The sequence below is a fragment of the Glycomyces sp. NPDC021274 genome (assembly GCF_040641195.1).
In the GTDB taxonomy this organism is placed as follows: Bacteria; Actinomycetota; Actinomycetes; order Mycobacteriales; family Micromonosporaceae; genus Glycomyces.
The window spans coordinates 137,032-160,232 of the sequence record NZ_JBFADC010000004.1 but is presented as its reverse complement, the minus strand read 5'-3'; the positions used below and the strand labels follow the sequence as shown (position 1 = coordinate 160,232).

The window sequence follows — 23,201 nt, the reverse complement described above, 5'->3', positions numbered from 1 at the left end:
CGTCGTCCCATGGCTCCGCCCCTGTATCTGCGTTGCCGGTGCTCATGCGGGGTCCTGTTCCGGGCGCGAGCTGTCGAGTGCCTGAAACGGGAGAGTGCGGACTACTTAGCACACGCGAAACATTCACCGCTCGCTCGCGTAACAGCCCCGGGTGAACCTAGACGCCAGTCGGGGACTGACAGCGTCGTCGCCCAGACAGCGCGCGGCGGGCGGGCTTGCGGGAAACGCAAGACAGCGAGCCCACCGCCGCCTACGCAGTCAGTCCAGCACCGGGAGGTCCAGCGCGTGAAGGTCGCGATCGTCGGTTACGGCATGGCCGGGGCCCGTATCGCCCGCGAGCTCGGGCGGCGCGGGGTCGAGGTCACCGTCTTCGGAGACGAGCCCCAGGCCGCGTACAACCGCATCCTGCTCTCGAGCATGATCGCGGGCAAGCAGACCGAGGACGAGATCGCCCTGCCGGCCCCGCCGGAGAACGTCGAGGTGCGCCTCGGCGAAGCGGTCGAGACCGTCGACCTCGAGCGCAAGACCGTCAACGGCGTCGCCTTCGACAAGCTGGTCCTGGCCACCGGCGCGGACGCGTTCGTCCCGCCGATCCCCGGCCTCGACCCCCTCCCCACCGGCGCCTACGTGCTCCGCACGATCGAGGACGCCCGCGCCATCCTCGACGAGGCCGCCAACCGCGCCAGCGCGATCGTGCTCGGCGGCGGGCTCCTCGGCCTCGAGGCCGCCCGCGGCCTCGCCAAGCGCGGCATGGACGTCACCGTGGTGCACGCGGCCGGGCACCTCATGGACCGGCAGCTCGACTCCCTGGGCGCGAAGGTCCTCGCCGACTCCTACGCCGAGGTCGGCGTCCAGTCGATCGTGGACGCGCAGACCACCCGGGTCATCCACGGCGACGACGGCCTCACCCTCGTGCTCGCGGACGGGCGCACGATCACCGGTCAGCTCATGGTCGTGTCGTGCGGCATCCGCCCCAACGCCGACCTGGCCCGCTCGCTCGGCATCGAGTGCGGGCGGGCCGTGAAGATCGACGACCAGTGCCGCACCTCGCACCCGGACGTGTTCGCCGTGGGCGACTGCGCCGAGCACCGCGGCATCCCCTACGGGCTCGTGGGCCCGGCCTGGGAGCAGTCGGACGTGGTGGTCGACCTCCTCTCCGGGGTGAACCCGGACGCGGCCTACGAGGGCTCGCGCCTGGTCACCCGCCTGAAGGCCTCCGGGATCGAGCTCGCCGCGATGGGCGAGGTCGAGGGCGACGAGGTCGTCTCGTTCGCCGACCCGACGCGGGGCACGTACGCCCGCTTGGTGATCGACGCCGACGGCCGCCTCGCGGGGGCGGTCATGCTCGGCGACAACCCGATGGTGGGCCAGGTGGTCCAGTTGTTCGACACCGGTGACCCGGTGCCGCACGACCGCCGCACCCTCCTGATGGGCCGCCCCGGCGAGTCCGTGTCGGTGGCCCCCGATACTCCGGCGTCCATGTCCGACGAGGTCGTGGTCTGCCGCTGCAACAACGTCACGAAAGGGGCCCTGGGCAAGGCGTTCCTCAATGGAGCGCGCTCGCCCGAGGCCCTGTCGGAGGTCACGCAGGCCTCGACGGGCTGCGGCACGTGTGCCGAGGACGTCGCGGGTCTGTGCAAGTGGCTGAACAGCACCGTCGCTGGAATCGGTCAGGCTGCCGAGCAATTGAATGAGGTGTCAGCATGAGCAAGTTGGTAGTCATCGGCGACGGCATGGTCGGCCGCCGGTTCCTGGAGGCGGTCACCCAGCGCGACCCGTCCTGGGAGGTCACGGTCCTCTGCGAGGAGCCCCGCCCGGCCTACGACCGGGTGCGCCTGTCGGCGTTCTTCGACGGGGTCAGCGCGGAGGAGCTCTCGCTCGCCTCGGACCTCGACGGCGTCGACGTGCGCCTGGGTGAGGCGGCCGTCGCGATCGACCGCGAGGCGAAGGTCGTGCGCTCCGCGACCGGCGAGTACGCCTACGACAAGCTCGTGTTCGCTACCGGCTCTTACGCGTTCGTGCCCCCGATGGAGGGCGCGGACCTCGAGGGCGTGTTCGTCTACCGCACGATCGAAGACCTCGAGGCGATCAAAGCCCACTCCGAGGGGCGGCGCCACGGCGTGGTCATCGGCGGCGGGCTGCTCGGCCTCGAGGCCGCGAACGCGCTGAAGCTCCTCGGGCTCGAGACGCAGATCGTCGAGTTCGCCCCTTGGCTCATGGCCCGCCAGCTCGACGAGGCCGGCGGCGGCATCCTCAAGCAGCACATCGTGAAGCTCGGCATCGGCGTCGACTGCGGCACCGGCGGCACGAAGATCGAGGCGGTCGACGGCCGCCTGCGCATGGAGACGAACCGCGAGGGCGTCGCCTACGACACCGACCTGATCATCTTCGCGGCGGGCGTGCGCCCCCGCGACCAGCTCGCCCGCGACTGCGGCATCGAGGTAGGCGAGCGCGGCGGCATCATCACCGACCTGTCGTGCGTCACTTCGGATCCGGACGTGTACGCGATCGGCGAGGTCGCGGCGATGGAGGGCATGTGCTACGGCCTCGTGGCCCCCGGGTACTCGATGGCCGAAGTGGTCGCCGACCGCCTCGCGGGCGGCGAGGCCACGTTCCCCGGCGCCGACATGTCGACGAAGCTGAAGCTCCTCGGTGTGGACGTCGCCCAGTTCGGCGCGATGGAGGGCCCGCTCTCCACCACCTACCTGGACCCGGCGCACGGCACCTACGCGAAGCTGATCCTCTCGGATGACGCCCAGACGCTGCTGGGCGGCATGCTCGTCGGCGACGCCGAGCCCTATCCGCTGCTGCGCGCTTCGGTGGGCGGCAAGGTCCCCGGCAAGCTTGCGGACCTCCTCGGCGGCGGCGAGATCGAGGGCGCCCTGCCCGACGGCGCGCAGGTCTGCTCCTGCAACGCGGTCACCAAGGGCGACATCATGGGCGCCATCCACGAGCAGGGCTGCACCGACGTCGGCGAGCTCAAGGCCTGCACGAAGGCCGGCACCTCCTGCGGCTCGTGCATCCCGATGCTCAAGCAGCTGCTGAAGGAAGGCGGCGTCGAGGTCTCGAACGCGGTGTGCGAGCACTTCACGCAGTCGCGGGCCGAGCTGTTCGACATCGTCAAGGTCACCGGCATCACCACGTTCTCCGAGCTCATCGCCCGCTACGGCACCGGCGCCGGCTGCGACCTGTGCAAGCCCACCGTGGCGTCGATCCTCGCGAGCCTCTCCAACGGGCACATCCTCGAAGGCGAGCAGGCGTCCCTCCAGGACACCAACGACCACTTCCTGGCGAACATGCAGCGCAACGGCACCTACTCCGTGGTCCCGCGCATCCCCGGCGGCGAGATCACCCCGGACAAGCTCATCGTCATCGGCGAGGTCGCCAAGGAGTTCGACCTCTACACGAAGATCACGGGCGGCCAGCGCATCGACATGTTCGGCGCCCGCGTGGAGGACCTGCCGAAGATCTGGCGCAAGCTCGTGGACGCCGGCTTCGAGTCGGGCCACGCCTACGGCAAGGCGCTGCGCACCGTCAAGTCCTGCGTCGGCACCGACTGGTGCCGGTACGGCGTCCAGGACTCGGTGAAGATGGCGATCGACCTGGAGCTGCGGTACCGCGGGCTGCGCAGCCCGCACAAGCTCAAGTCCGCCGTCTCCGGCTGCGCGCGCGAATGCGCCGAGGCCCGCGGCAAGGACTTCGGGGTCATCGCGACCGAGCACGGCTGGAACCTGTACGTGGGCGGCAACGGCGGCTTCACGCCCCGCCACGCCGACCTGCTCATGTCTGATGTGGACACTGAGACGCTGGTGCGGACCATCGACCGGTTCCTGATGTTCTACATCTCGACCGCCGACCGCCTCCAGCGCACCTCGAAGTGGGTCGAGGGCCTCGAAGGCGGCATCGACTACCTCCGCGAGGTCATCGTGGACGACAAGCTGGGCATCTGCGATGAACTCGACGCGCTCATGGAGAAGCACGTCGCGAACTACGCGGACGAGTGGAAGGGCGTCATCGACGACCCCGAGAAGCTCCAGCGCTTCGTGTCCTTCGTCAACGCCCCGGAGGCCCCGGACCCGAAGATCGAGTTCGAGACCGTCCGCGGCCAGAAGTTCCCGGCCGGGTCCACCGAGCGCTCGCACAGCACGCCCGTCGCTCTCGGCACGCCGATAAGGAAGTGATCACCATGCAAACCATCTGCCAGTTCGATCGCATCATTCCCGGCCGCGGTGTGGCCGCCCTCCTGGATGACGGCACCCAGGTCGCGGTGTTCCGACTCCACGACGACAGCCTCTACGCCGTGTCCAACCTGGACCCGTTCATGGACGCGAACGTCATGAGCCGGGGCCTGGTCGGCGACCGCGGCGGCGAGCCGATCGTCACCAGCCCCCTGCTCAAGCAGGCGTTCTCGCTCAAGACCGGCATCTGCCTCGACGACGAGGCGGTGGCCCTGGAGGTCTTCGCCGTCGAAGTCCTCGACGGGCAGGTCCGCGTCGGCGTCAACTCGGAAGTGAAAGCGAGCGCCTGATGGTCGCAGCCCCTGCCCCCTCCCGCGAAGCCGTCGACTCGACGCTGGCGCCGCTGACCGGCTACACCGTGGCCGTCACCGCCCAGCGCCGCGCCGAAGAGCTGGCGACCCTCCTCGAGCGCCGCGGCGCCCGCACGGTGGTCGCCCCCACGCTGCGCATCGTCCCGCTACCGGACGACGAGGCGCTGCGCGCGGCCACAGTGGAGCTCATCCGCGAAGCCCCCGACCTCGTGGTCGCGACCACCGGCATTGGCTTCCGCGGCTGGCTCGAGGCGGCCGAGGGCTGGGGCATGGGCGACGACCTGCTCACCGTGATGGGCCGCGCGCGCATCCTGTGCCGCGGCCCCAAGGCCCTCGGTGCGGTGCGCGCGGCGGGCCTCACCGAGGAGTGGACCGCGCCGAGCGAGACCGGCGACGAGGTCGTCGAGTACCTGCGCGAACGCGGGGTCAACGGCCAGCGGGTCGCGATCCAGCTCCACGGCGACCCCGCGGAGGACTTCATCCAGACCGTCCGCGACGGCGGCGGTGCGGCCGTCGCCGTCCCGGTCTACCGCTGGACCCTCCCCACCGACATCACGCCCGTGCAGCGGCTCGTGGACGCCATCTGCGCCCGCCGCATCGACGCCGTGACCTTCACCTCCGCGCCGGCCGCGAACGCGCTGCTGCGCATCGCGGGCGACCAGGCCGCCGACATGCTCGAGGCGTTCCGCGCCTCCGCCGAGGACAACGGGGTCCTCTCCGTCTCGGTCGGCCCGATCACCGCCGCGCCGCTCACGCGCCTCGGCGTCGAATCGGTGCAGCCGCAGCGGGCCCGCCTGGGCGCGCTCGTGCGCACCGTCGCCTCGGCCCTGCCCAGGCGCTCGCGCAAGCTGCAGCTCGCGACCGGGCACAGCATCGAGCTGCGCGGCCACATGGTGCTCCTGGACGACAAGCCGTTCCAGCTGCCGCCCGCGCCGATGGCCGTCATAAGAGCACTGGCCTCCGCGAACGGCAAGGTCCTCTCCCGCGCCGAACTGCTCGGCCACCTGCCCCGCGGCGCGGACGGCCACGCTGTCGAGATGGCGGTGACCCGCCTGCGCGACGCCGTCCACCTGCGGTCCTGTGTGGAGACTGTCATCAAGCGCGGCTACCGGTTGAACCTCGAGGTCTGAAATCGCTGCTCGCGCCGCCCTGGCCCTCCGGTCAGGGCGGCGTCGGCGTCCTTTCGCAGTTCACCGGCCATTGAGGATGGGTGGCGCGACGCTCGGCGACTCCGTACGATGAGGTTCCTGAGACCGTTACGCCCAGTCCGTCATTGATCGGAGACCGCCATGGCATACCCGCCGGCGCCGCAGTACCCGCAGTCGCCCCCGCCCGGCCCGAGGACCCGGCCGGGGTCGGTCACCGCCGCCGTGTGGACCCACTTCGTCACCGCGGCGCTGCTCGTCTTCACCGGCATCGGCATGTTCGCCGTGCAGGGCGCGGTCAGCGACGCGCTCCTGGAGGAGATGCAGCGGGATCCGGAGTTCGACACCTCGGGCCTCACTGAGTCCGACATCTCCAACGCCGTGACGGTCGGCTTCGTCGCGGTGGCCGCGGTATTCGTGGTCTACGCGATCTTCTACGTCGTACTGGGCCTGCTCAACAACGCGGGCAAGCGGCCCGCCCGGATCCTCAGCTGGATCCTCGCAGGCCTGTCGCTGCTGTGCTGCGGGCCGTACACGATGCTCTCGCAGATCGGCTCCACGATGGGCATGGAGTCCGGCGACCCGGTTCAGGACGAGATGGCGCAGTCGCTGTCGGACGCCACGCCCGGCTGGCTCAACGGCGTGTCGTGGACGCTGGCGGTCGTGCTGATCGTCGGCTCGCTCCTCATCATCATCCTGCTCGCCCTCCCGGCCTCGAACCGGTTCTTCCGCAAGGAAGAGCCCCCCATGGGCCCGTACCCGGGCCAGCCGCCCTACGGCCAGCAGCCGCCGTACGGACAGCCCGGTCAGCCCGGCCCGGGCCAGCCCGGCCCCGGCCAGCCCCCGTACGGGCAGCAGCCGCCCGGCCCGCCCCAGCAGTAGCGACATCGCGACGGCCCCGACGCACCTGCGTCGGGGCCGTCGCCGTGTGCTCAGCCTTCGTACTTGCGGTTGCCCGCCTCCGGCACGGTGAAGCGACGCTCGCCTTCGTACCGCACGACCCGGTCCGGGTCGCCGTGCCAGGCGGCGAGCACGGCGCTCTCCTTCTCGCGGGTGAGGCCGGCCTTCAGCTGCGGCGCAGCGGCGTTCGCGTCCCACCAGCGGCCGACGGTGTCCTCCAGGGGCGAGGCCCGGAACCCCGCGGCCGCGGCGGGGCCGGCGGGGCGGCCCTGCATGCCGTCGTAGTCGGGCGAGGGCACCCACATGCCGAGCGAGTCGGGCCCGGCCCACGGGTTGACGCCGTGCTCGGCCAGGAACTCCTGCGGCACCCATGTCAGGTTCGGGCGCTCGGCGATGACGCCGCGTGCGATGAGCGCGTCGGCGATCCCGTTGTGGAAGTCCCCGAACGGGACCGGTTCGCCGATGGCGTCGATCGTGCCGCTGACGCCCGCGTCGGCGGCGTCGAGGAGCCAGGCCGCGTAGTCATCGACGTCGATCCACTGGACGCGCCGCTCGGGGGTGCCGGGGGCGAGCACTTCGCCGCCTTCGGCGAAGCGCAGCGGCCAGTAGCCGAGGCGGTCGTTGCGGTCCCTGGGGCCGACGATGAGGCCGGGCCGGGTGATGAGGGCCTTGCCGCCCAGGCGCTCGCGCACGAGGGTCTCGCAGGCGACCTTGCTGGGGCCGTAGATCTCCCAGCCGGCGTCGAGCGAGTCGGGCGCGGTCGGCTCGTGGAGCTCGTCGCTCACGACGTCGTTCCGCGCGTACACCGAGATCGTGGACACGAGCGACCAGTGGCCGACCCGGGCGGCGAGGGCGTCGAGCACCGGGCCGATGTGCCCGGGCACCCGCGCGACGTCGAAGACTGCGTCGAACTCCCTGCCGCGCAGGTCATCGAGGCCCTCCCCGGTGGAGCGGTCGAGTCTGCTGAACGCGACCCCTTCCGGCGGTTCGCCGGTGGTGCCGCGCGAAGCGATGTGGACGCGGTGCCCGCGCGCGACGGCGTGCTTCGCGATGGCCTCGGACAGGAACACGGTCCCGCCGAGGACGAGGATGTTCTTCTCGGTGCTCATCACCTGAGCATGGCCCCTGGCCGGGCGGCGGGCAAGGGCCGTTCGCCCTGAGCGGATCGGGTGCGGCGGTGCGGCCGGGCCCGAACGTCGCACCCACCGAATATGCTGGGAGGCAGGCGGAGGCGCAGCGAGGAGGAGGCCATGACCGACGACCTGTTCGACGAGGACGGGACGTTCGACGACGGTTTCTTCTCGTCCCTGGCGGCGCATCCCGGCGACCCGGCATCGGCGTACGAGCCCGTCGCCGGCGGGGGAGCGGGGGAGGACGACTACCACTTCCTCTACGAGTCCGAGGGCGACGGCAGCTTCGAGACCGACGCCGAGGACTTCGGCGACGAGGACTTCGACTACGGCGACGCCTACGACTTCGACCCCGGTCTCTACGCCGACCCGGACGCTGACGCCGAGATCGATCTCGAACCCGACTTCGACCCCGACGGCGACCTCCACCACGAGGGCGACAACGAGTTCGGCTCCGAGTTCGGGCGAGGATTCTGACCGGGCGTCTGAGGCCCTCCGCACCGATCGACCCCTTTCGTTAGGCTTTCGGCGTGAGCGATCAACCCCGAGCCGCCTATGCCCGCCTGCCCCGAGACGAATCCGAAGCCGTCGCGATCCAGACCGAACTGGCCGGATGCGTGACAGTCGCCGACGACGACGCTCCTATAGAGACGGTCGCCGGGCTCGACATCGCCTACGACAAGGACAGCGACACCGCCATTGCGACCGCCGTCGTCCTGCGCCGCGGCGACCTCGAAGTCCTCGACCGGTCGATCGTGCGCGGCACCTCCGACTTCCCGTACGTGCCCGGGCTCCTCGCTTTCCGGGAACTCCCGTTGCTGCTCAAAGCGATCGAAGCGCTCACGGTGACCCCCGACCTCTACGTGTGCGACGGCTACGGACTCACCCACCCGCGCCGGTTCGGCCTCGCCTGCCACCTCGGCGTCGTCCTCGACGCGCCCGCGATCGGCGTCGCCAAGAACCCGCCGCACCTGCCCTGGGACGCCCCCGGGCCCGAGCGCGGCGCGTGGACCGCGATCACCGCGAGCGGCGAGACCGTCGGCTGCGCCCTGCGCACCCAGAACGGCGTCAAGCCCGTCTACGTCTCGGTCGGCCACCGCCGCACCCTCGCCAGCGCCCGCGACCTTGTGCTCGAACTCAGCCCGGCGTACCGGCTCCCCGAGCCGATCCGCGCCGCGGACCAGTTGGGCCGCAGGCAACTCGCCGCGACCGAATGACCACGCGGTAGGGCCGTCCTCACCCCGCACCGGGGCGCTCGCAGGATGGAGCGGGACCTTCCCGGTGCATAGCGTTGCGTTCATGGAAGCACCTGAAACCGTCAAGCACGCCACGCTCCTGTGGGCCACCGCGATCACCGCCGGGATCGTCGAGACCGTGCTCGCCGTCAGCGAGATCGCCCGCGACTCCGAACTCGACGCGGGGGTCTGGATGAACGTCGGCCTCCGCTCGGTCGTCTACCTCGGCGCCTTCGTGCTGGTGGCGTTCTTCGCCCGCGGCCGCCGCTGGGCCCGCGTCAGCCTCGCCCTGCTGCTCTCCGTCGTCGGCCTCGCCGCGATGGTCGTGCCCTCCGCGATGCAGCTGGGAAACGGGGAGTCGCTCATCGCAGCCGTCGGCGGCGACGGCGAGTTCGCCCTCGCGTTCTTCGTGGTCCGGCTCCTCCACGTCGCCGCCGTCCTCCTCGCCACGGGCCTGATGTTCAGCCCGGGCGCGAACGCCCACTTCCGCAAGCCCGCCCTCGCGACCGCCTAGAACGGCGATGCCCCGGCCGCCAGGCCGGGGCACACTCGGCTGGACGGATGCCCGGTCACCGCGCCCCGGGCGCCCGGCCGGGCGCCGCTCACATTCCGCTCAACCAGTCCTTCTCGGCCTGCGGCAGCTCCGGGATCTCGAGGATGCGGGGGACCAGCTCCCGCTCGCCCATCGCGGCCCGGAAGAACATCGCCGCGGTCACCTCGTGATCGGGCCGGTGCACGATCTCCAGATCCGCGCCGGCCTCCACGAATCCGGGGGCGACGACCCGCAGGTACGGACCCGGCCGGGCCTCGCGCGTGAACGTCTTCAACCAGCCGCGCTCGTCGATCCAGCCCCGGAAAGTCCCGCACGGAATCCGCGCTCCGGTCACCTGAAGCACCAGCCCGCCGGGCCCGGCCCACCGCTCGCCGATGAGCGCCGCGTTCACGTCGTACCCGGTCGTGGTCAGGTTCTCCCCGAACGCGCCCGCCCCGAAATCACGGCCGACCAACTGGTTGAAATGCCCGTAATCCTCGGTGCTGTACACGTAGACCGCCTGGTCGGTGCCGCCGTGGTGCTCCACGTCCCCCACCCGGTCGCCCGCGAGCCCGACCGACCCGTCCCCCTTCGGGCCGGGCGAGGTCACCTGCACCGGCCCGTCCACCGGCCGCTTGTCGATATAGGTGGCGCCGAGGCCCTTCCACGGGTTCTCACGAGGGCGGCCCACGTTCACGCTGATGATCTTCACCGCCGGGAGCCTAACGGGACCGCGGCCCGGCCTCAACCGCATTAGCGGTGTCGGACCCTCCGGCTAGGCTTGCGGCGTGGGGGTGAGCACTCGGAAGCTGTTCCGCGACGACGCGGTCGTTCTGCGTACCTTCAAACTCGGTGAAGCGGACGCGATCGTGTCGCTCCTCGGCCGCCAAAGGGGCCGCTACCGCGCCATGGCCAAGGGCCTGCGCCGCACCTCCTCCAAGTTCGGGGCGCGGCTCTCCCCCTTCAGCCACGTCGACCTCCAGCTCATCGAGGGCCGCGCCGAGCTGCACACCGTCACCCAGGCCGTGGGCCTGCACCTCTCCGGCGGCGCGATCGCCGCGGACTGGACCGCGTACACCGCCGCGTGCGTGATCGCCGAGGCCGCCGAGCGGCTCGTCCCCGAAGACCACCAGGCTGACCTCGACGTCTTCCAGCTCACGCTCGGCGCGTTCCGGGCGCTGGCCGAGACCGACCTGCCCGCCGTGCTCGTCATGGACTCGTACCTGCTGCGCGGCATGAAGACCGCCGGGTGGGCGCCTTCGCTCGACGAATGCGCGAGCTGCGGCAAGGGCGGCGAGCACCGGGCCTTCGCCGTCGCGGCCGGCGGCGCGGTCTGCGGCGACTGCCGCCCCGGCGGCGCGACCGTGCCGAAGCCGGCCTCGCTCGAGCTGATGCGCGCCTTGGAGAAGGGCGACTGGGCGCACGCGACGGCCTTCGATCCGCGCCAGCGCTCCGAAGCGGCCGGGCTCATCGCCGCCCACTTCCAGTGGCATTCCGAGCGGCCCTTGAAGACGCTGAAGTACGTGCCGCACCAGTCCTGACCGGCCCGCCGCCTTGACGGATCTACAAGGTGCGCAAGAGGAACGCGACGCTGAGCTCGAGCATCCTGTCGCGGTTCGCCAGCGTCTCGAATCCGTGCCCCATGCCTTCGATCCAGTGCTCTTCGAGCCGGTCGCCCCAGACCTCGCGGTAGGGGTCGATGAGTTCGTCCCGCATCAGCCCGTCCTCGGTGCCGCCCGCCAGGAGCACGGGCCCCAGGTGGCGGCGGGCGGCGGCGAACTGGTCGACGCCCGGGAGGTCGTCGAGGAAGGTCTGGCCGAACGCGATGCCGTTGTAGTCGGCGCGGCCGTGCTCGCGGATCTGGTCGCGGAACCAGTCGCTCTCCCAGAACGGCAGGTTGAGTCGGCCGCCGGCCGGGGCCCAGAGCGCGAGGGACCGCAAGGGCAGGTCGCCGGCGGCGAGCACGGCGACCAGGGCGCCCATGCTGTAGCCGAGTACGGAGATCCGGTCGGGGTTGATGGCGCGGTTGCGTTCGAGCTGGGCGAGGACGGCTTTGAGCTGGGAGGCCTGGTCGGAGACGCTGAAGTCGGCGGGGTCGCCGTCGGACTCGCCGAACGCGGCGAAGTCGAAGCGGTAGCAGGCGATGCCCTGAGCGGCGAGCAGTCGGGAGAGGAGGACGAAGTCGTTGCCGCCGCCGATGCGGTTCCCGCCGAGACCGTGGCAGAGGACGACGGCGGGTGCCGGGGAGGGGTTCGGGTGGGGGAGGTGGAGGACGCCGCGGAGGGTGCGGCCGGCGTGCTCGACATTGAGAGGTTCCACGGCCCGAACGTAACAGAGGCCACAGGCAGGCGCCATGGCAAAAGCGTCGGGGCGAAAGGTGAGCAGGGCGCGGATTCGCGGTCGCCCCCGTTTTCGAAGGTGCCCGGAGGGTCCGACAAGACGGCGGGAGCACTGCGGCGGAGCGTCGTTGTGCGCGGGCGTGCGCCGGTCCGCCGCCCGGGCCGGATTAGTATCGAGGCCCCCGCTGACGACTTGGCCGCCTGGAGGTCCTGTGAGCCGCACGTACGAGCCGCCCAAACCGCACCCCTCGGGGGCGGTCCCGCCCGCGCTGCCGCGCGAGCTCGTGCCCCGGCACGTGGCGCTCGTCATGGACGGCAACGGCCGCTGGGCAAAGGAGCGCGGCCTCAAGCGCACCGAGGGCCACACCATGGGCGAGGCCTCGCTCTTCGACACGATCGAGGGCGCGATCGAGATGGGCATCTCCACGGTCTCCGCGTACGCCTTCTCGACCGAGAACTGGCGGCGCAGCCCCGACGAGGTCCGCTGGCTCATGGGCTTCAACCGCGACGTGATCCACCGCCGCCGCGACGAGCTGCACGCCATGGGCGTGCGCATCCGCTGGGCCGGGCGCCGCCCGAAGCTGTGGAAGAGCGTCATCAGCGAACTCGAAGTGGCAGAGGAGATGTCGAAGCGCAATGACAAGATCACGCTGCAGTTCTGCGTGAACTACGGCGGCCGCGCCGAGGTCGCCGACGCCGCCGCGGCGCTCGCACGGGACGTGAAGGCCGGGAGGCTCAACCCCGAGCGCGTCACCGAGAAGACCTTCGCGAAGTACCTGTACAACCCGGACCTGCCGGACGTCGACCTGTTCCTGCGCCCCTCGGGCGAGCAGCGGACCTCGAACTTCCTGCTGTGGCAGTCCGCGTACGCCGAGATGGTGTACCTCGACGTGCTCTGGCCCGACTTCGACCGCCGCCACCTGTGGCGCGCCTGCGAGATCTACGCGAGCCGCGACCGCCGCTTCGGTGGAGCCGAGCCGAACCCAGTGCAGGCGTAAACGACAGGCGAGGCGAAGGCACCGCGGCGGAGCCGAGCCGAACCCGGTGTCCGCTACCTGAACGGGGTGAAGCCCCGGCCTCGTTCCTGGTCCGCCTGGAGCTTGTCGACGGTGACCTGCAGTTTGTCGATCCGCTCCAGGATGATCGCGGTGTCGGCCGAGATCTGGTCGTCGATGTCGTCGAGGCGCTGCGCCTCCTCCATCGACGCGAGCACCACGCCGAGCAGCAGGTTCACCAGCACGAACGCGCCGAAGAGGATGAACACCACGTAGTACGGCAGGGTCCATGGGTTGTGGGCCATGCTGCCCCGTATGACGTTCCCCATGTCGTCGAACGCCACCAGCTGGAACAGGTTCAGCAGCGCCTTGCCGACGGTGCCGAAATGTTCGGGGTCGCTGCTGCTGAACGCGATCCACCCGACCATCGCCCACAGGTACATGACCACGCCCGTGAGCGCGAACACGCCCGCCGACTTCGGCAGCGACTTCCCGGCCGCGACCAGCAGGACCCGCAGGGACGGCAGCGAGCGGAAGATCCGCACGATCCGCGCCAGCCGCAGCATCCGCAGGATCGTCACGTTCTCGCGAAGGCCCGGCATGAACGACGCGAACACGATCACGAAGTCGAAGACGTTCCAGCCGTCCTTGAAGAACCGCAGCGGTCGGCGGCCGAACGACAGGAGCCCGGCCAGCACCTCGAACGTGAAGAACCCCAGGCACACGTGGTCGACCCAGTGCAGGAACGTCGCCACCTCGGCCGAGTGCGGGAACGTCATGGCCCCCAGCGCGGCCGCGTTCACGAGGATCACCACCATCGACACCATCTGGAACCGCGGGTTCGCCAGCAGCCACCGGCAGGCGGCCGGGACGCGGCTGGGGTCGGTACCTAGGGTGGGAACGCGCACCGCCCAAGAGTAATAAAGCGGAACCCTCACGTACTGGTGGGTCAGGTCGGGCGGGCGTTCGTTCACCTGCGGCCATGCCGCACAATGGCAGCGTGAGCGCCGAACTCGCCGAGACCGAGACCCCAGCCGAGAGATCGGCCACCCCTGCGCCGGCGAGGCGCCGCGGTCTGACCTCGATCGAAGCCCTCGCGCTCCTGCTCATCTTCGGGCTCACCGCCCGCCCCGGCCTCACCGAGCTCTTCGCCGCGCCCGCCGCGCAGGCCTGGTCCGCCCGGTTCGTGGCGGTCTGCGTGCAGGCCTTCCCGTTCCTCGTCCTCGGCGTGGTCCTCTCCGCCGCCATCGCGGCGTTCGTGCCCGCCGGGTTCTTCCACAAGGTCGTCCCCAAGCGCACCGTCCTCGCCGTCCCGGTCGCCGGGGTCGCCGGGGCCGTGCTGCCCGCCTGCGAATGCGCCTCCGTGCCCGTCGCCGGGGCGCTGGTGCGCCGCGGCGTCGCCCCCGCCGCCGCGTTCACCTTCATGCTCGCCTCCCCGGCGATCAACCCGATCGTCGTCGTCTCGACCATCGTCGCCTTCCCCGGCAACCCGGAGATGGTCTTCGCCCGCGTCGCCGCCTCCCTCGCCGCCGCGATCACGATCGGCTGGCTCTGGGCCCGGCTCGGCAAGACCGAATGGCTCAAGCTGCCCAAGCACCACCACCACGACGACGGCAAATGGGCCGCGTTCTGGTCGGCGATCCGCCACGACTTCCTCCACGCCGGCGGCTACCTCGTCATCGGCGCGGCCATCGCCGCGAGCTTGAACACACTCGTGCCCGAGACCTGGCTCCAGCCGATCGCCGACCACCCCGTGCTCGGGGTGCTGGCGCTGGCGATCCTGGCGGTGCTCGTCTCGATCTGCTCGGAGTCGGACGCGTTCGTGGCCGCCTCGCTGACCCAGTTCTCGCCCACCGCGAAGCTGGCGTTCATGGTCGTGGGCCCGTTCATCGACGTGAAGCTCGCGGCGATGCAGGCCGGGACGTTCGGCCGCCGGTTCGCCCTCCGCTTCGCGCCGACCGCGTTCGTCGCGGCCGTGCTCGCGGCCGTCCTGATGGGAGCCCTGCTGCTGTGAGACGCGATGCGCAGGCGATCATCCTGCTCCTGGTCGGCGGCGGCATGCTGCGACTGGCCTGGACGGGGGACTACCTCAACTACGTGAAGCCGTACGCGTTCTGGCTCATCGTCCCGGCCGGGGTGATCCTCCTCGCGGTCGCCGCGATCACCGGCTGGAACGCCTTCCGCGCCAAGCGGGAGGCCGACGACGGCCACGGCCACGGCGAGCCGAAGGTCGCCTGGCTGCTGCTCGCGCCCGTGGTCGGGATGCTGCTCGTGGCTCCGGACGCGCTCGGCTCCTACGAGGCCGAGCGCACCGGCACCGTGGTCGGCGCCGAGGAGAACCGCTCGACCTACCCCGAGCTGCCCGACGACGTGGACCCCGTGCCGCTCACCCTGCTCGACTACGCCGCGCGGGCGATCTTCGACGAGGGCGAGACCCTCGAGGGCCACCGCATCCAACTGCGCGGCTTCATCCTCTACGAAGGGGACGAACCGCAGCTCGCGCGCATGGTCGTCTCCTGCTGCGCGGCCGACGCGCGGCCGGTCAAGATCGGCTTCGAGGGCGACGTGACCGCGAATCTGGAGCCGGACCAGTGGGTCGAGGTCGTCGGCGTCTACACGACCCGCCAGGGCCGCGACGAGATCAACGGCGAGCTGGTGCCGTACATCGAGGTCGAGTCGATGACGAACATCCCGACCCCTGACAACGAATACCAGTGATGCCGGTCATCGGCGAGTGTCGCCGATCCGGTGAGCGCTGAAACGTTTCCGCAGGTCGCGAGGATTGCACCCGTCCCGAGGTCACATATTAGGTGTTGACAATGATTGTCATGACTGGGCAGAGTGCTTCCATGCGCCGTTCCCGATTCATTCTCGTGCCCATCGCCGGTCTCGCGGCGGCGGCCGCCCTCGCCGCCTGCGGCTCCGGCTCCGACGACCCCGCCGCCGACGGCGAGCTCAACGTCGTCACCGCGTTCTACCCCCTCACCTTCGCCACCGAACGCGTCGGCGGCGACCACGTCGCCGTCACCAACCTCACCCCCGCCGGCCAGGAGCCCCACGACCTCGAGCTCGCGCCCTCCGACATCGCCGCGATCGAGCAGGCCGACTACGTCGTCTACCTCGGAGGCTTCATCCCCGAGCTCGACGCCGCCGTGGAGCAGTACGCCCCCGACAAGTCCCTCGACGTGCTCACCGCCGTCGAGACCAGCGAGTACGACTACACGCAGGCCATCGAGGAAGAGGCCGCGGAGGACGACCACGCCGAGGAGGAGCACTCGGAAGAGGGCCACGACCACGAGCACTCCGAAGAGGCCACGGCCTCCGAAGCGCCCACCGAGGAGGCCACGGCTTCCGAGGAGGAGCACGACCACGAGCACGAAGAGCTCGAAGGCGTCGACCCCCACGTCTGGCTCGACCCGATCCGCTACGGCCAGATCGGCACCGCCATCGGCGAGGCCCTCGCCGGCATCGACGACGCCAACCAGGCCGACTACACCGCCGGCGCGGAGGCCTTCAACACCGACCTCACCGCCCTCGACGCCGAGTTCACCGACGCCCTCGCCGCCCGCACCAGCGACGCGATCGTCACCTCCCACGCCGCGTTCGGCTACCTCGCCGACCGCTACGGCCTCACCCAGATCGCCATCTCGGGCCTGAGCCCCGACCAGGAGCCCGACTCCCAGCACATGGCCGAGGTCGCCCACTACGTCGAAGCGAACCAGATCAGCACGATCTTCTTCGAGACCCTCGTGTCGCCCGACATCGCCGACACGCTCGCGGACGAGACCGGCGCCGAGACCGCCGTCCTCAACCCGCTCGAAGGCCTCACCCAGGAGCAGATCGACGCCGGCGACGACTACTTCTCTGTGATGCGCGAGAACCTGGCCACGTTGCAGACGGCTCTGGGCGCGGCATAAGGCAGCATTAGCCCAATGCCCGTTCTCAACGTCAGCGGTGCGACCGTCTCCTACGGCGGTCGCGCCGTCGTCCGCGGCGTGGACCTCGCCGTCGAGCCCGGAGAGGCCGTGGCCCTCATGGGCGCCAACGGCTCCGGCAAGTCCACGCTCATCAAGGCCGTCGCCGGGCTCGTGCCGCTCGCCGGCGGATCGATCGAACTCTTCGGCACCCCGCAGAAGCGCTTCCGCGCCTGGAAGCGCATCGGCTACGTGCCCCAGCGCACCGGCGCCGCCTCCGGCGTCCCCTCGACCGCCGCGGAGGTCGTCTCCCAGGGCCGCCTCGCCCACCGGTTCCTCGGCATGCCCCCGCGCCGCGCCGACCGCGACGCCGTGCCCCGCAGCCTCGCCGAAGTCGGCCTCGCCGACCACGCCCACTGCTCCGTCGACACCCTCTCCGGCGGCCAGCAGCAGCGCGTCCTCATCGCCCGCGCGCTCGCCACCGACCCCGACCTGCTCATCATGGACGAGCCCACCGTGGGCGTCGACGCCGAGACGCAGGCCGCGCTCGCGCGGGTCGTCTCGGACCGCATCGACGCCGGGTGCGCGGTCCTCCTCGTCACCCACGAGCTCGGCCCGCTCACCGACCGGCTCGACCGCGCCGTGGTCCTCGCCGACGGCAAGGTCGTGCACGACGGCGCCCCGCCCCGCCCGGTCGGCGAGCACGCCGACCCCCACCACGAGCACGCCCACCCGCACGCCAACGGCGACAGCGCCGACGAACCCTTCTGGGGCGGCAAATGAACCTCGGCCTCCTCGACTACTTCCAGTTCGAGTTCATGCAGCGCGCCCTCATCAGCGCGCTGGTCGTCGGGCTCTGCGCCCCCGCCGTCGGCGTCTTCCTCGTCCAGAAGCGCCTCGCGCTCATCGGGGACGGCCTCGGCCACATCGCCCTCACCGGCGTCGCCATCGGCTTCCTCACCGGCACGGCTCCGATGTGGACGACGCTTGCGGTCACCGTCGCCGCCTCGATCGTCATGGAGATCCTCCGCAGCCACTCCAAGACCTCCGGCGACGTCGCCCTCGCCATGATGTTCTACGGCGGCATCGCCGGCGGCGTCTACCTCACCGGCATCGCCTCCGACAAGGGCGTCGCGAACCTCCAGCAGTACCTGTTCGGCTCGCTCCTCACCGCCGGGTGGGACGAGGTCTGGACCATCGCGGTCGGCGGCGCGATCGTCGCCGTCCTCATGCTCGTGCTCCGGCCCTGGCTCGCCGCGATCTGCGCCGACGAGCAGTACGCGCGCGTCTCCGGCCTGCCCGTCGCCGCGCTCAACCTGCTGCTCCTCATCACCACCGCCGTGGTCGTCTCGGTCTCGATGCGCGCGGTCGGCCTCCTCCTGGTGAGCGCCCTCCTCGTCATCCCCGTCGTCACCGTCCAGCAGTTCACGCGCTCCTTCAAGGCCACCATGTTCGCCGCGATGGCCGCCGGCTTCCTCATCGCCGGCGCGGGCGTCGTCGCCTCCGCCGTGAAGGACGTCCCGCCCGGCTCCACGATCGTGCTCATCGGCGTCGCCGTCTTCGTCGTCACCGCCGTCCTGGCCGCCGTCGTGCGCCGGGTCCGGCGCGTGCGCCGCGGGCATCTCCCGCCCGAAGGCGAGCCGCTCGAGGTCGAACTGCCCGCCGCGAACGCATGACCGGAGCGGGACCCGCGCCACCTGGGCCCTCCGACGGCCCCGGGACGCGATATTTTTGCAGTGTGCGCCACGAGCTCGAGCTAGCCGAAGAATCCACCCCAGCCGACTATGAGGCGGCGGGGGAGCTCCTGCGCGCCCTCGCCGCCCCGCTGCGGATCGCGATCGTCATGGAGCTGGCCGCCGGGCCGAAGTACGTCCACCAGATCGTGGAGACCCTGGGCGTCACCCAGCCGCTCGTCTCCCAGCATTTGCGGGTGCTCCGGGGAGCGGGTATCGTGCGCGGCACCAGGTCGGGCCGTGAGATCTCCTATTCGCTCATCGACGACCACATCGCGCACATCGTCACCGACGCCGTCCACCACGCCCGAGAGGAACGCTAGTGGCCACCAAGCCTCCGGCCGAGAACATGGCCCGCTCCACCAAGCAGCGGACCGCGATCCTCGAACTGCTCGAGCACGACGACGCGTTCCGCTCCGCCCAGGACGTCCACGCGATCCTCCGCGAGGCCGGGTCCAAGATCGGTCTCACCACCGTCTACCGGACCCTCCAGGCCTTCGCCGAGGCCGACATCGTCGACGTCATGCGCCTGCCCGGCGGCGACCACCTCTACCGCCTCTGCTCGGCCGAGGAGCACCACCACCATCTCGTGTGCCGCTCGTGCGGCAAGACCGTGGAGGTCGCCGGGCCCACCGTCGAGCGCTGGGCCAACAAGGTCGCGGCCGACCACGGCTTCACCGAGGTCGGACACACGCTCGAACTCCACGGCCTCTGCGCCGAGTGCTCACGCTCGTTCAAAGCACAGTAGGGTGGCTCCGTGCTGGTTGTATATCGTTTCGCCGTAACCGAAGGCGAGACGGAGGCCTTCGCCCGCGACGCCGAGGGCGCGCTCGCGGCGCTGGCCTCCTGCGGGGGCTACGAACGCGGCGGCCTGGGCCGCGCGCTCGACTCCTTCACTGACGGCGAGGACGCCACCTGGATGCTCTGGACCGAATGGAACGACGTCGGCTCCTACCGCCGGGCGCTCTCCGACTTCCAGGTGAAGATGGCCACTCCGCTCCTCTCCCGCGCCCTGCCAGAGGCCTCCGGCTTCGAGGTGCTCGCCGAATGCGAGCCCGGCGGCGAACCGCGGCGCACCGGCTCCGACCGCGCGGCCGACCCCGCAAGGCCCGCTGACGACCGCCCCCGCCGGGAGACCGCCCGATGACCGACCGGCCGAACCCCGAAGGGCCCGAACAGCACCGCGAACCCGACGCCGCGTCCCCCGCGCAGGAACCGGCCGCCGCGGAAGCCTCGCCGCCCGAACCGGTGCCGATGTCGGTCCCGGTCGAACCCATCCCCCTGGAACCGACGCCGCCGCTGCCGACCGAGACCGCCTCGCCCGCACCCGAACCGGAGTGGTCGCCATCGCGCGAGCCGCTGCAGGCCGAGCCGCACACGACCGTCGCGCCCGTGGCCGAGCCGTCCGCTCCCGCGCAGATCGCACCCGAGTCCGGCGCGCCCCCGATCCCGATGGCGCCCGAACCCTCCGTCCCCGAGCCGGTGTCGCCCGAACCGGGCGCGCCCGTCGCGCTCTCGCCCGAGACCGAGCAGACGCTCGCGCTCCCGCCCACCACCAAAGAGGTCGAGCCCGCGCCGGTTCCTTCGAGCCCGCCGCCGCCCACCGGCGTGCCGGTCCCGTTCGCGGCCCCGCCGACCGGGCGCTCCCGGTTCTTCGGCCTGAAGCTCGGCCTCGGCATCGGCGGCGGCACGCTGGGCGTCATCCTCGTCGTCGTCGCCGTCTTCGCCGCCGTGTTCGTGTACATGAACTCGATCGCCGACAAGGTCGAGGACACTGCCGAGGACTTCATCGGCGCGATCGCCGAGGACGACTGGGACTCCGCCTACGCGATGCTCTGCGACTCCTACCGCGAGCGCCCGGTCGAGGAGTACACGGACGAATGGGACGCCTGGGACGCCGCGGGCGCCGAGGTCCAGTCCATGAACCCCACCACCGGCAATGTCACGGTCGAGTTCGACGACGGCTCCGCGATCGAACTGGTCATCCCCGTCGAGCAGACCTCCGAGAGCCTCGACACGAGCGTGTGCGGCTGGAGATCGGTGACCGTCTAGGACCGGGTCTAGTACCCGCCCCCGTAAGGCGGTTGCTGCGGCGGGTACTGCTGCTGAGGCGGCTGGTACCCGGGCTGCGGCTGCTGGCCGTACGGGCCCTGCTGCTGCGAAGGGCCTTGCGGCGCTTGGATTCCCGGCTGCGGTGCGTATCCCGGCGGCGGACCGACGGGCGCTCCCTGCGGCATACCGGCCTGCGGCGCGCCGCCGCCCACCGGCCGGTATTCCACGATCGTCGTCGTGCCCGAGGTCCAACTGCGGACACCCTGCTTGAACAGCAGGATGAACGCCCAAAGTGCCAGCACGAAGGCCGCGAGCGCTACCGCGGCCATGGCGACGTTGACCCGCTGCCCGGTGATGTCGTCCGGATCCGGCGCGTCGATCGCCAGCGCGGCGAGGATCGCCGAAGGGGCGAACCAGACCAGTGCGCCGACCGCGGCCAGCCCGCCCCAGACCGCACTGAAGACCCGGGCCCAGAAGCGGCCGCGCTGGAGTCCGACCGCCGAGATGACCGCCAGGACCGACAGGACGACCACACCGATCAAGGCCCACAGCGCGGCCACGCCGAAGTCGGAGACCATGAACTCCTCCAGCGAGGGGCTGTAGCCGCCCGGACCGCCGAAGCTGATCTCGTCGGCACGATGCCAGGCCAGGAGCACCGGTATCCACACCAGCAGCGACAGGGCCACCGCCCAGAGCATGAGCTGCACCGCGGTGACCGAACCGGGTTTCGTGTCCGGCCGGTCGGTCTCGACCTCGACCGCCACCGGCACCATGCCCGGCCCCGGCGTGCCGTGGACCGGCACCTCGCCTCTTTGGATGCGGTGCATGAGGATCCACGCGCGCGCCGACTTGGAGCTCAGCAGGATCGTGAGGGTCAGGTAGAGGCCGCCGAGCACCACCCCGATGAGCACCGGGACCGGCGTCACCTCGATGACGCTCAGCCCGAACACGATCGCGAAGGCGGCGATCGCGAGGCCGAGGATGGCGCTCACCAGCGCCCAGATCCACGCCCAGCGCTTGCCGCGGGTGATCTGCACGGGCGTGATCATCGACTGGATCGTCGAGTACACGGCGAACGCCAGGCCGATGAGGGCGAGCGGGTTCTCGTACTCGATCGCGTTCATCGCCGAGAACAGGTCGGCGATCGCGGCGAGGGCCGCGAAGATCCACAGGATCACCTGGATGCCGAGGATGCTCCGGGGCTTCGCCATCGTCATCTCGGGCGGCGGCAGTTGACCGGGTACCGGCTGGCCGATCGGGGTGTCGACGGGCCCGTACGCGCCGCCGGGCCCGGCGAGCTGCGGCCCGCCGTACGGACCGCCGGGCTGCATCCCGACGCGGTCGGGCGGGGGAGGCGGGAGCTGGTTGTAGGACATTGCCTGCCTTGGGGATCAGTACTGGGGCGGGTACGGCGGTTGCTGCTGGTACCCCTGCTGGGGCTGCTGCTGCGGGTAGCCGCTTTGCGGCTGGCCGTACGGGCCGGGCTGCTGGTGTGCCTGCGGCTGTCCCATGGGGACCATCATGATGAGCGGGGCCGAGGGGGCGGGGGGCGTCCAGGCCTTGACACTGGGGATGAGCAGCGTTATGAAGGCGACGACCGCCAGGACGGCCATCGCCGCGGTCACGATCAGGATGCTCCTCAGCGGGTTGGGGCCGATCGGCGGGTACAGGCGGAAGTAGTCGTAGACGAACACGACCGCGTAGCCGATGACCGCGACCGCGAGCGGGGACCAGATGAGCCCGAACACCCTGCCGCCGAACTTGCCCTTGAGGACCAGCAGTGCGGTGATGACGGCGCACAGGAGGAACACCAGGTAGGCGGCGAGGAAATGCCCGAACTGCGGGAACGCTCCATAGAAGAGGCGCCCGAAGAGCCCCTGACCGCCGTCGAAGCCGTTCTCCTCGGCCCACCGCATGGATTCGAGCGTGTCGCTCACGATCGTGTAGGACTCCCAGGCGAGGAGGGCCGCGAGGAGGCCGAACACGATGGCGGAGAAGGTGGCGGAGCCCGGCCGTGCCTCCGGCCGCTCCTGCGCCGCCGGCCCCTGCTGGGCCACGCCGCCCATGGGCGCCATCCCGCCCATGCCCGCGCCGGGCATCTGCACCTCGCCTCTCTGGATGCGGTGCATGAGGATCCACTGCCGAGCGGACTTGGTGCAGAGCAGAATGAGGAGCGTTCCGTAGAGGCCTACGAGCACCGCGGCGATGGTGAGCATCATGTCGCCGCCCGAGTCGAACATGATGACGCCGTAGACGAACCCGGTGAGGCTCAACGCGAGGCCCAGGATCGCGCTGACGAGCGACCAGATCCACGCCCAGCGCTTGCCGCGCGCGATCTGCACGCCGCTGGCGAGCGACTGGATCGCCGAGTACACGGCGAACGCGAGGCCGATGAGGCTGAACGGGTTGAAGAACTCGACCATGCTCATGACCGAGAAGACGTTCCCGACCGCGCTGACGGCCAGGAAGATGTAGAGGATGACCTGGATGCCGGTGATCGTGCCGGGCTTGCTTATCGACAGGCCGACGGGCATCTGGCCAGGGACCGGTTGCTCGGGGGAGTACTGCGCCGGGCCGTAGGCGCCGCCCGGGCCCATCTGCTGCGGTGGTGGCGGTGGGACGGGCTGGTACTGGAGGTGCATCCGGTCCGGGGGCGGGGGCGGCATCGTCATGGGGG

At 70.9% G+C, this 23,201-nt stretch carries 25 protein-coding genes; 19 read left to right on the top strand and 6 right to left on the bottom strand.

Annotation, left to right across the window (positions count from 1 at the left end; all coding sequences use genetic code 11):
• Positions 1-285: 285 nt before the first annotated feature.
• The 5 genes from AB0I03_RS11635 to AB0I03_RS11615 all read left to right on the top strand — a co-directional run bounded on the left by AB0I03_RS11635 (position 286) and on the right by AB0I03_RS11615 (position 6,576).
• Positions 286-1,707: an FAD-dependent oxidoreductase gene (locus tag AB0I03_RS11635; protein WP_360410390.1), complete on the top strand. Its 1,422-nt coding sequence runs from the start codon at positions 286-288 to the stop codon at positions 1,705-1,707.
• Entirely contained in the window at positions 1,704-4,181 is a 2,478-nt protein-coding gene (gene nirB, locus AB0I03_RS11630) for a nitrite reductase large subunit NirB (protein WP_360410387.1), read from the top strand. Before AB0I03_RS11635 ends, nirB begins: the two co-directional genes overlap by 4 nt.
• A 5-nt stretch (positions 4,182-4,186) precedes the next feature.
• A complete protein-coding gene (gene nirD / locus AB0I03_RS11625) occupies positions 4,187-4,528 on the top strand; it encodes a nitrite reductase small subunit NirD (protein ID WP_360410384.1) in 342 nt (113 codons plus the stop codon).
• Positions 4,528-5,679 carry a uroporphyrinogen-III synthase gene (locus AB0I03_RS11620; RefSeq protein ID WP_360410381.1) on the top strand — a complete coding sequence of 384 codons (1,152 nt, stop codon included), beginning with the start codon at positions 4,528-4,530 and terminating at the stop codon, positions 5,677-5,679. Before nirD ends, AB0I03_RS11620 begins: the two co-directional genes overlap by 1 nt.
• Before the next feature lie 159 nt (positions 5,680-5,838).
• Positions 5,839-6,576, top strand: a complete 738-nt coding sequence (locus AB0I03_RS11615; RefSeq protein WP_360410378.1) for a hypothetical protein — start codon at positions 5,839-5,841, stop codon at positions 6,574-6,576.
• A gap of 50 nt (positions 6,577-6,626) precedes the next feature.
• Here the strand turns inward: AB0I03_RS11615 and AB0I03_RS11610 are convergent, their stop codons facing one another.
• Complete coding sequence (locus AB0I03_RS11610; protein ID WP_360410375.1) at positions 6,627-7,703, bottom strand: NAD-dependent epimerase/dehydratase family protein; 1,077 nt, start codon at positions 7,701-7,703, stop codon at positions 6,627-6,629.
• 141 nt (positions 7,704-7,844) lie between these two features.
• On the opposite strand from AB0I03_RS11610, the gene AB0I03_RS11605 reads away from it, so the two are divergent.
• The 3 genes from AB0I03_RS11605 to AB0I03_RS11595 all read left to right on the top strand — a co-directional run bounded on the left by AB0I03_RS11605 (position 7,845) and on the right by AB0I03_RS11595 (position 9,473).
• Positions 7,845-8,201, top strand: coding sequence for a hypothetical protein (locus tag AB0I03_RS11605; RefSeq protein ID WP_360410371.1), 357 nt, complete (start codon positions 7,845-7,847; stop codon positions 8,199-8,201).
• A 53-nt stretch (positions 8,202-8,254) separates the two neighbouring features.
• Positions 8,255-8,941, top strand: coding sequence for an endonuclease V (locus tag AB0I03_RS11600; protein WP_360410368.1), 687 nt, complete (start codon positions 8,255-8,257; stop codon positions 8,939-8,941).
• An 82-nt stretch (positions 8,942-9,023) separates the two neighbouring features.
• A complete protein-coding gene (locus AB0I03_RS11595; RefSeq protein ID WP_360410365.1) occupies positions 9,024-9,473 on the top strand; it encodes a hypothetical protein in 450 nt (149 codons plus the stop codon).
• An 88-nt stretch (positions 9,474-9,561) separates the two neighbouring features.
• Here the strand turns inward: AB0I03_RS11595 and AB0I03_RS11590 are convergent, their stop codons facing one another.
• Entirely contained in the window at positions 9,562-10,203 is a 642-nt protein-coding gene (locus AB0I03_RS11590; RefSeq protein WP_360410363.1) for an MOSC domain-containing protein, read from the bottom strand.
• Positions 10,204-10,279: 76 nt separating this feature from the next.
• Between AB0I03_RS11590 and recO the strand changes: the two genes are divergently transcribed.
• On the top strand, positions 10,280-11,032 hold the full coding sequence (recO, locus tag AB0I03_RS11585; protein ID WP_360410360.1) for a DNA repair protein RecO: 753 nt from the start codon (positions 10,280-10,282) through the stop codon (positions 11,030-11,032).
• Positions 11,033-11,054: 22 nt separating this feature from the next.
• Here recO and AB0I03_RS11580 read toward each other — a convergent pair whose 3' ends face one another.
• Positions 11,055-11,810, bottom strand: a complete 756-nt coding sequence (locus AB0I03_RS11580; RefSeq protein WP_360410357.1) for an alpha/beta hydrolase — start codon at positions 11,808-11,810, stop codon at positions 11,055-11,057.
• 232 nt (positions 11,811-12,042) lie between these two features.
• Between AB0I03_RS11580 and AB0I03_RS11575 the strand changes: the two genes are divergently transcribed.
• Entirely contained in the window at positions 12,043-12,828 is a 786-nt protein-coding gene (locus AB0I03_RS11575) for an isoprenyl transferase (protein ID WP_360410354.1), read from the top strand.
• A 53-nt stretch (positions 12,829-12,881) separates the two neighbouring features.
• Here AB0I03_RS11575 and AB0I03_RS11570 read toward each other — a convergent pair whose 3' ends face one another.
• Complete coding sequence (locus tag AB0I03_RS11570) at positions 12,882-13,733, bottom strand: ion transporter (protein WP_360410351.1); 852 nt, start codon at positions 13,731-13,733, stop codon at positions 12,882-12,884.
• A 92-nt stretch (positions 13,734-13,825) separates the two neighbouring features.
• Between AB0I03_RS11570 and AB0I03_RS11565 the strand changes: the two genes are divergently transcribed.
• The 9 genes from AB0I03_RS11565 (at position 13,826) to AB0I03_RS11525 (ending at position 20,524) form a co-directional block, all read left to right on the top strand.
• Positions 13,826-14,839 carry a permease gene (locus tag AB0I03_RS11565; RefSeq protein WP_360410348.1) on the top strand — a complete coding sequence of 338 codons (1,014 nt, stop codon included), beginning with the start codon at positions 13,826-13,828 and terminating at the stop codon, positions 14,837-14,839.
• On the top strand, positions 14,836-15,543 hold the full coding sequence (locus tag AB0I03_RS11560) for a TIGR03943 family protein (RefSeq protein ID WP_360410345.1): 708 nt from the start codon (positions 14,836-14,838) through the stop codon (positions 15,541-15,543). The genes AB0I03_RS11565 and AB0I03_RS11560 overlap by 4 nt, the downstream gene beginning before the upstream one ends.
• A 131-nt stretch (positions 15,544-15,674) precedes the next feature.
• Positions 15,675-16,742 carry a zinc ABC transporter substrate-binding protein gene (locus tag AB0I03_RS11555; RefSeq protein ID WP_360410342.1) on the top strand — a complete coding sequence of 356 codons (1,068 nt, stop codon included), beginning with the start codon at positions 15,675-15,677 and terminating at the stop codon, positions 16,740-16,742.
• A gap of 15 nt (positions 16,743-16,757) precedes the next feature.
• On the top strand, positions 16,758-17,522 hold the full coding sequence (locus AB0I03_RS11550; protein WP_360410338.1) for a metal ABC transporter ATP-binding protein: 765 nt from the start codon (positions 16,758-16,760) through the stop codon (positions 17,520-17,522).
• On the top strand, positions 17,519-18,415 hold the full coding sequence (locus AB0I03_RS11545; protein WP_360410334.1) for a metal ABC transporter permease: 897 nt from the start codon (positions 17,519-17,521) through the stop codon (positions 18,413-18,415). The genes AB0I03_RS11550 and AB0I03_RS11545 overlap by 4 nt, the downstream gene beginning before the upstream one ends.
• Before the next feature lie 62 nt (positions 18,416-18,477).
• Positions 18,478-18,795: a metalloregulator ArsR/SmtB family transcription factor gene (locus AB0I03_RS11540; protein ID WP_360410331.1), complete on the top strand. Its 318-nt coding sequence runs from the start codon at positions 18,478-18,480 to the stop codon at positions 18,793-18,795.
• 26 nt (positions 18,796-18,821) lie between these two features.
• The gene (locus AB0I03_RS11535; protein ID WP_360411056.1) at positions 18,822-19,220 is read left to right on the top strand and encodes a transcriptional repressor; all 399 of its coding nucleotides are present in this window, start codon (positions 18,822-18,824) and stop codon (positions 19,218-19,220) included.
• Between the two features lie 9 nt (positions 19,221-19,229).
• The gene (locus AB0I03_RS11530) at positions 19,230-19,619 is read left to right on the top strand and encodes an antibiotic biosynthesis monooxygenase (RefSeq protein WP_360410328.1); all 390 of its coding nucleotides are present in this window, start codon (positions 19,230-19,232) and stop codon (positions 19,617-19,619) included.
• Positions 19,616-20,524, top strand: coding sequence for a hypothetical protein (locus AB0I03_RS11525; protein ID WP_360410325.1), 909 nt, complete (start codon positions 19,616-19,618; stop codon positions 20,522-20,524). Before AB0I03_RS11530 ends, AB0I03_RS11525 begins: the two co-directional genes overlap by 4 nt.
• A gap of 8 nt (positions 20,525-20,532) precedes the next feature.
• On the opposite strand, the gene AB0I03_RS11520 is transcribed toward AB0I03_RS11525, so the two are convergent.
• Together AB0I03_RS11520 and AB0I03_RS11515 are read right to left on the bottom strand one after the other, a co-directional pair.
• Positions 20,533-21,900, bottom strand: coding sequence for a hypothetical protein (locus AB0I03_RS11520; protein WP_360410322.1), 1,368 nt, complete (start codon positions 21,898-21,900; stop codon positions 20,533-20,535).
• Positions 21,901-21,915: 15 nt separating this feature from the next.
• Positions 21,916-23,196 carry a hypothetical protein gene (locus AB0I03_RS11515; RefSeq protein ID WP_360410320.1) on the bottom strand — a complete coding sequence of 427 codons (1,281 nt, stop codon included), beginning with the start codon at positions 23,194-23,196 and terminating at the stop codon, positions 21,916-21,918.
• Between the last annotated feature and the right edge of the window lie 5 nt (positions 23,197-23,201).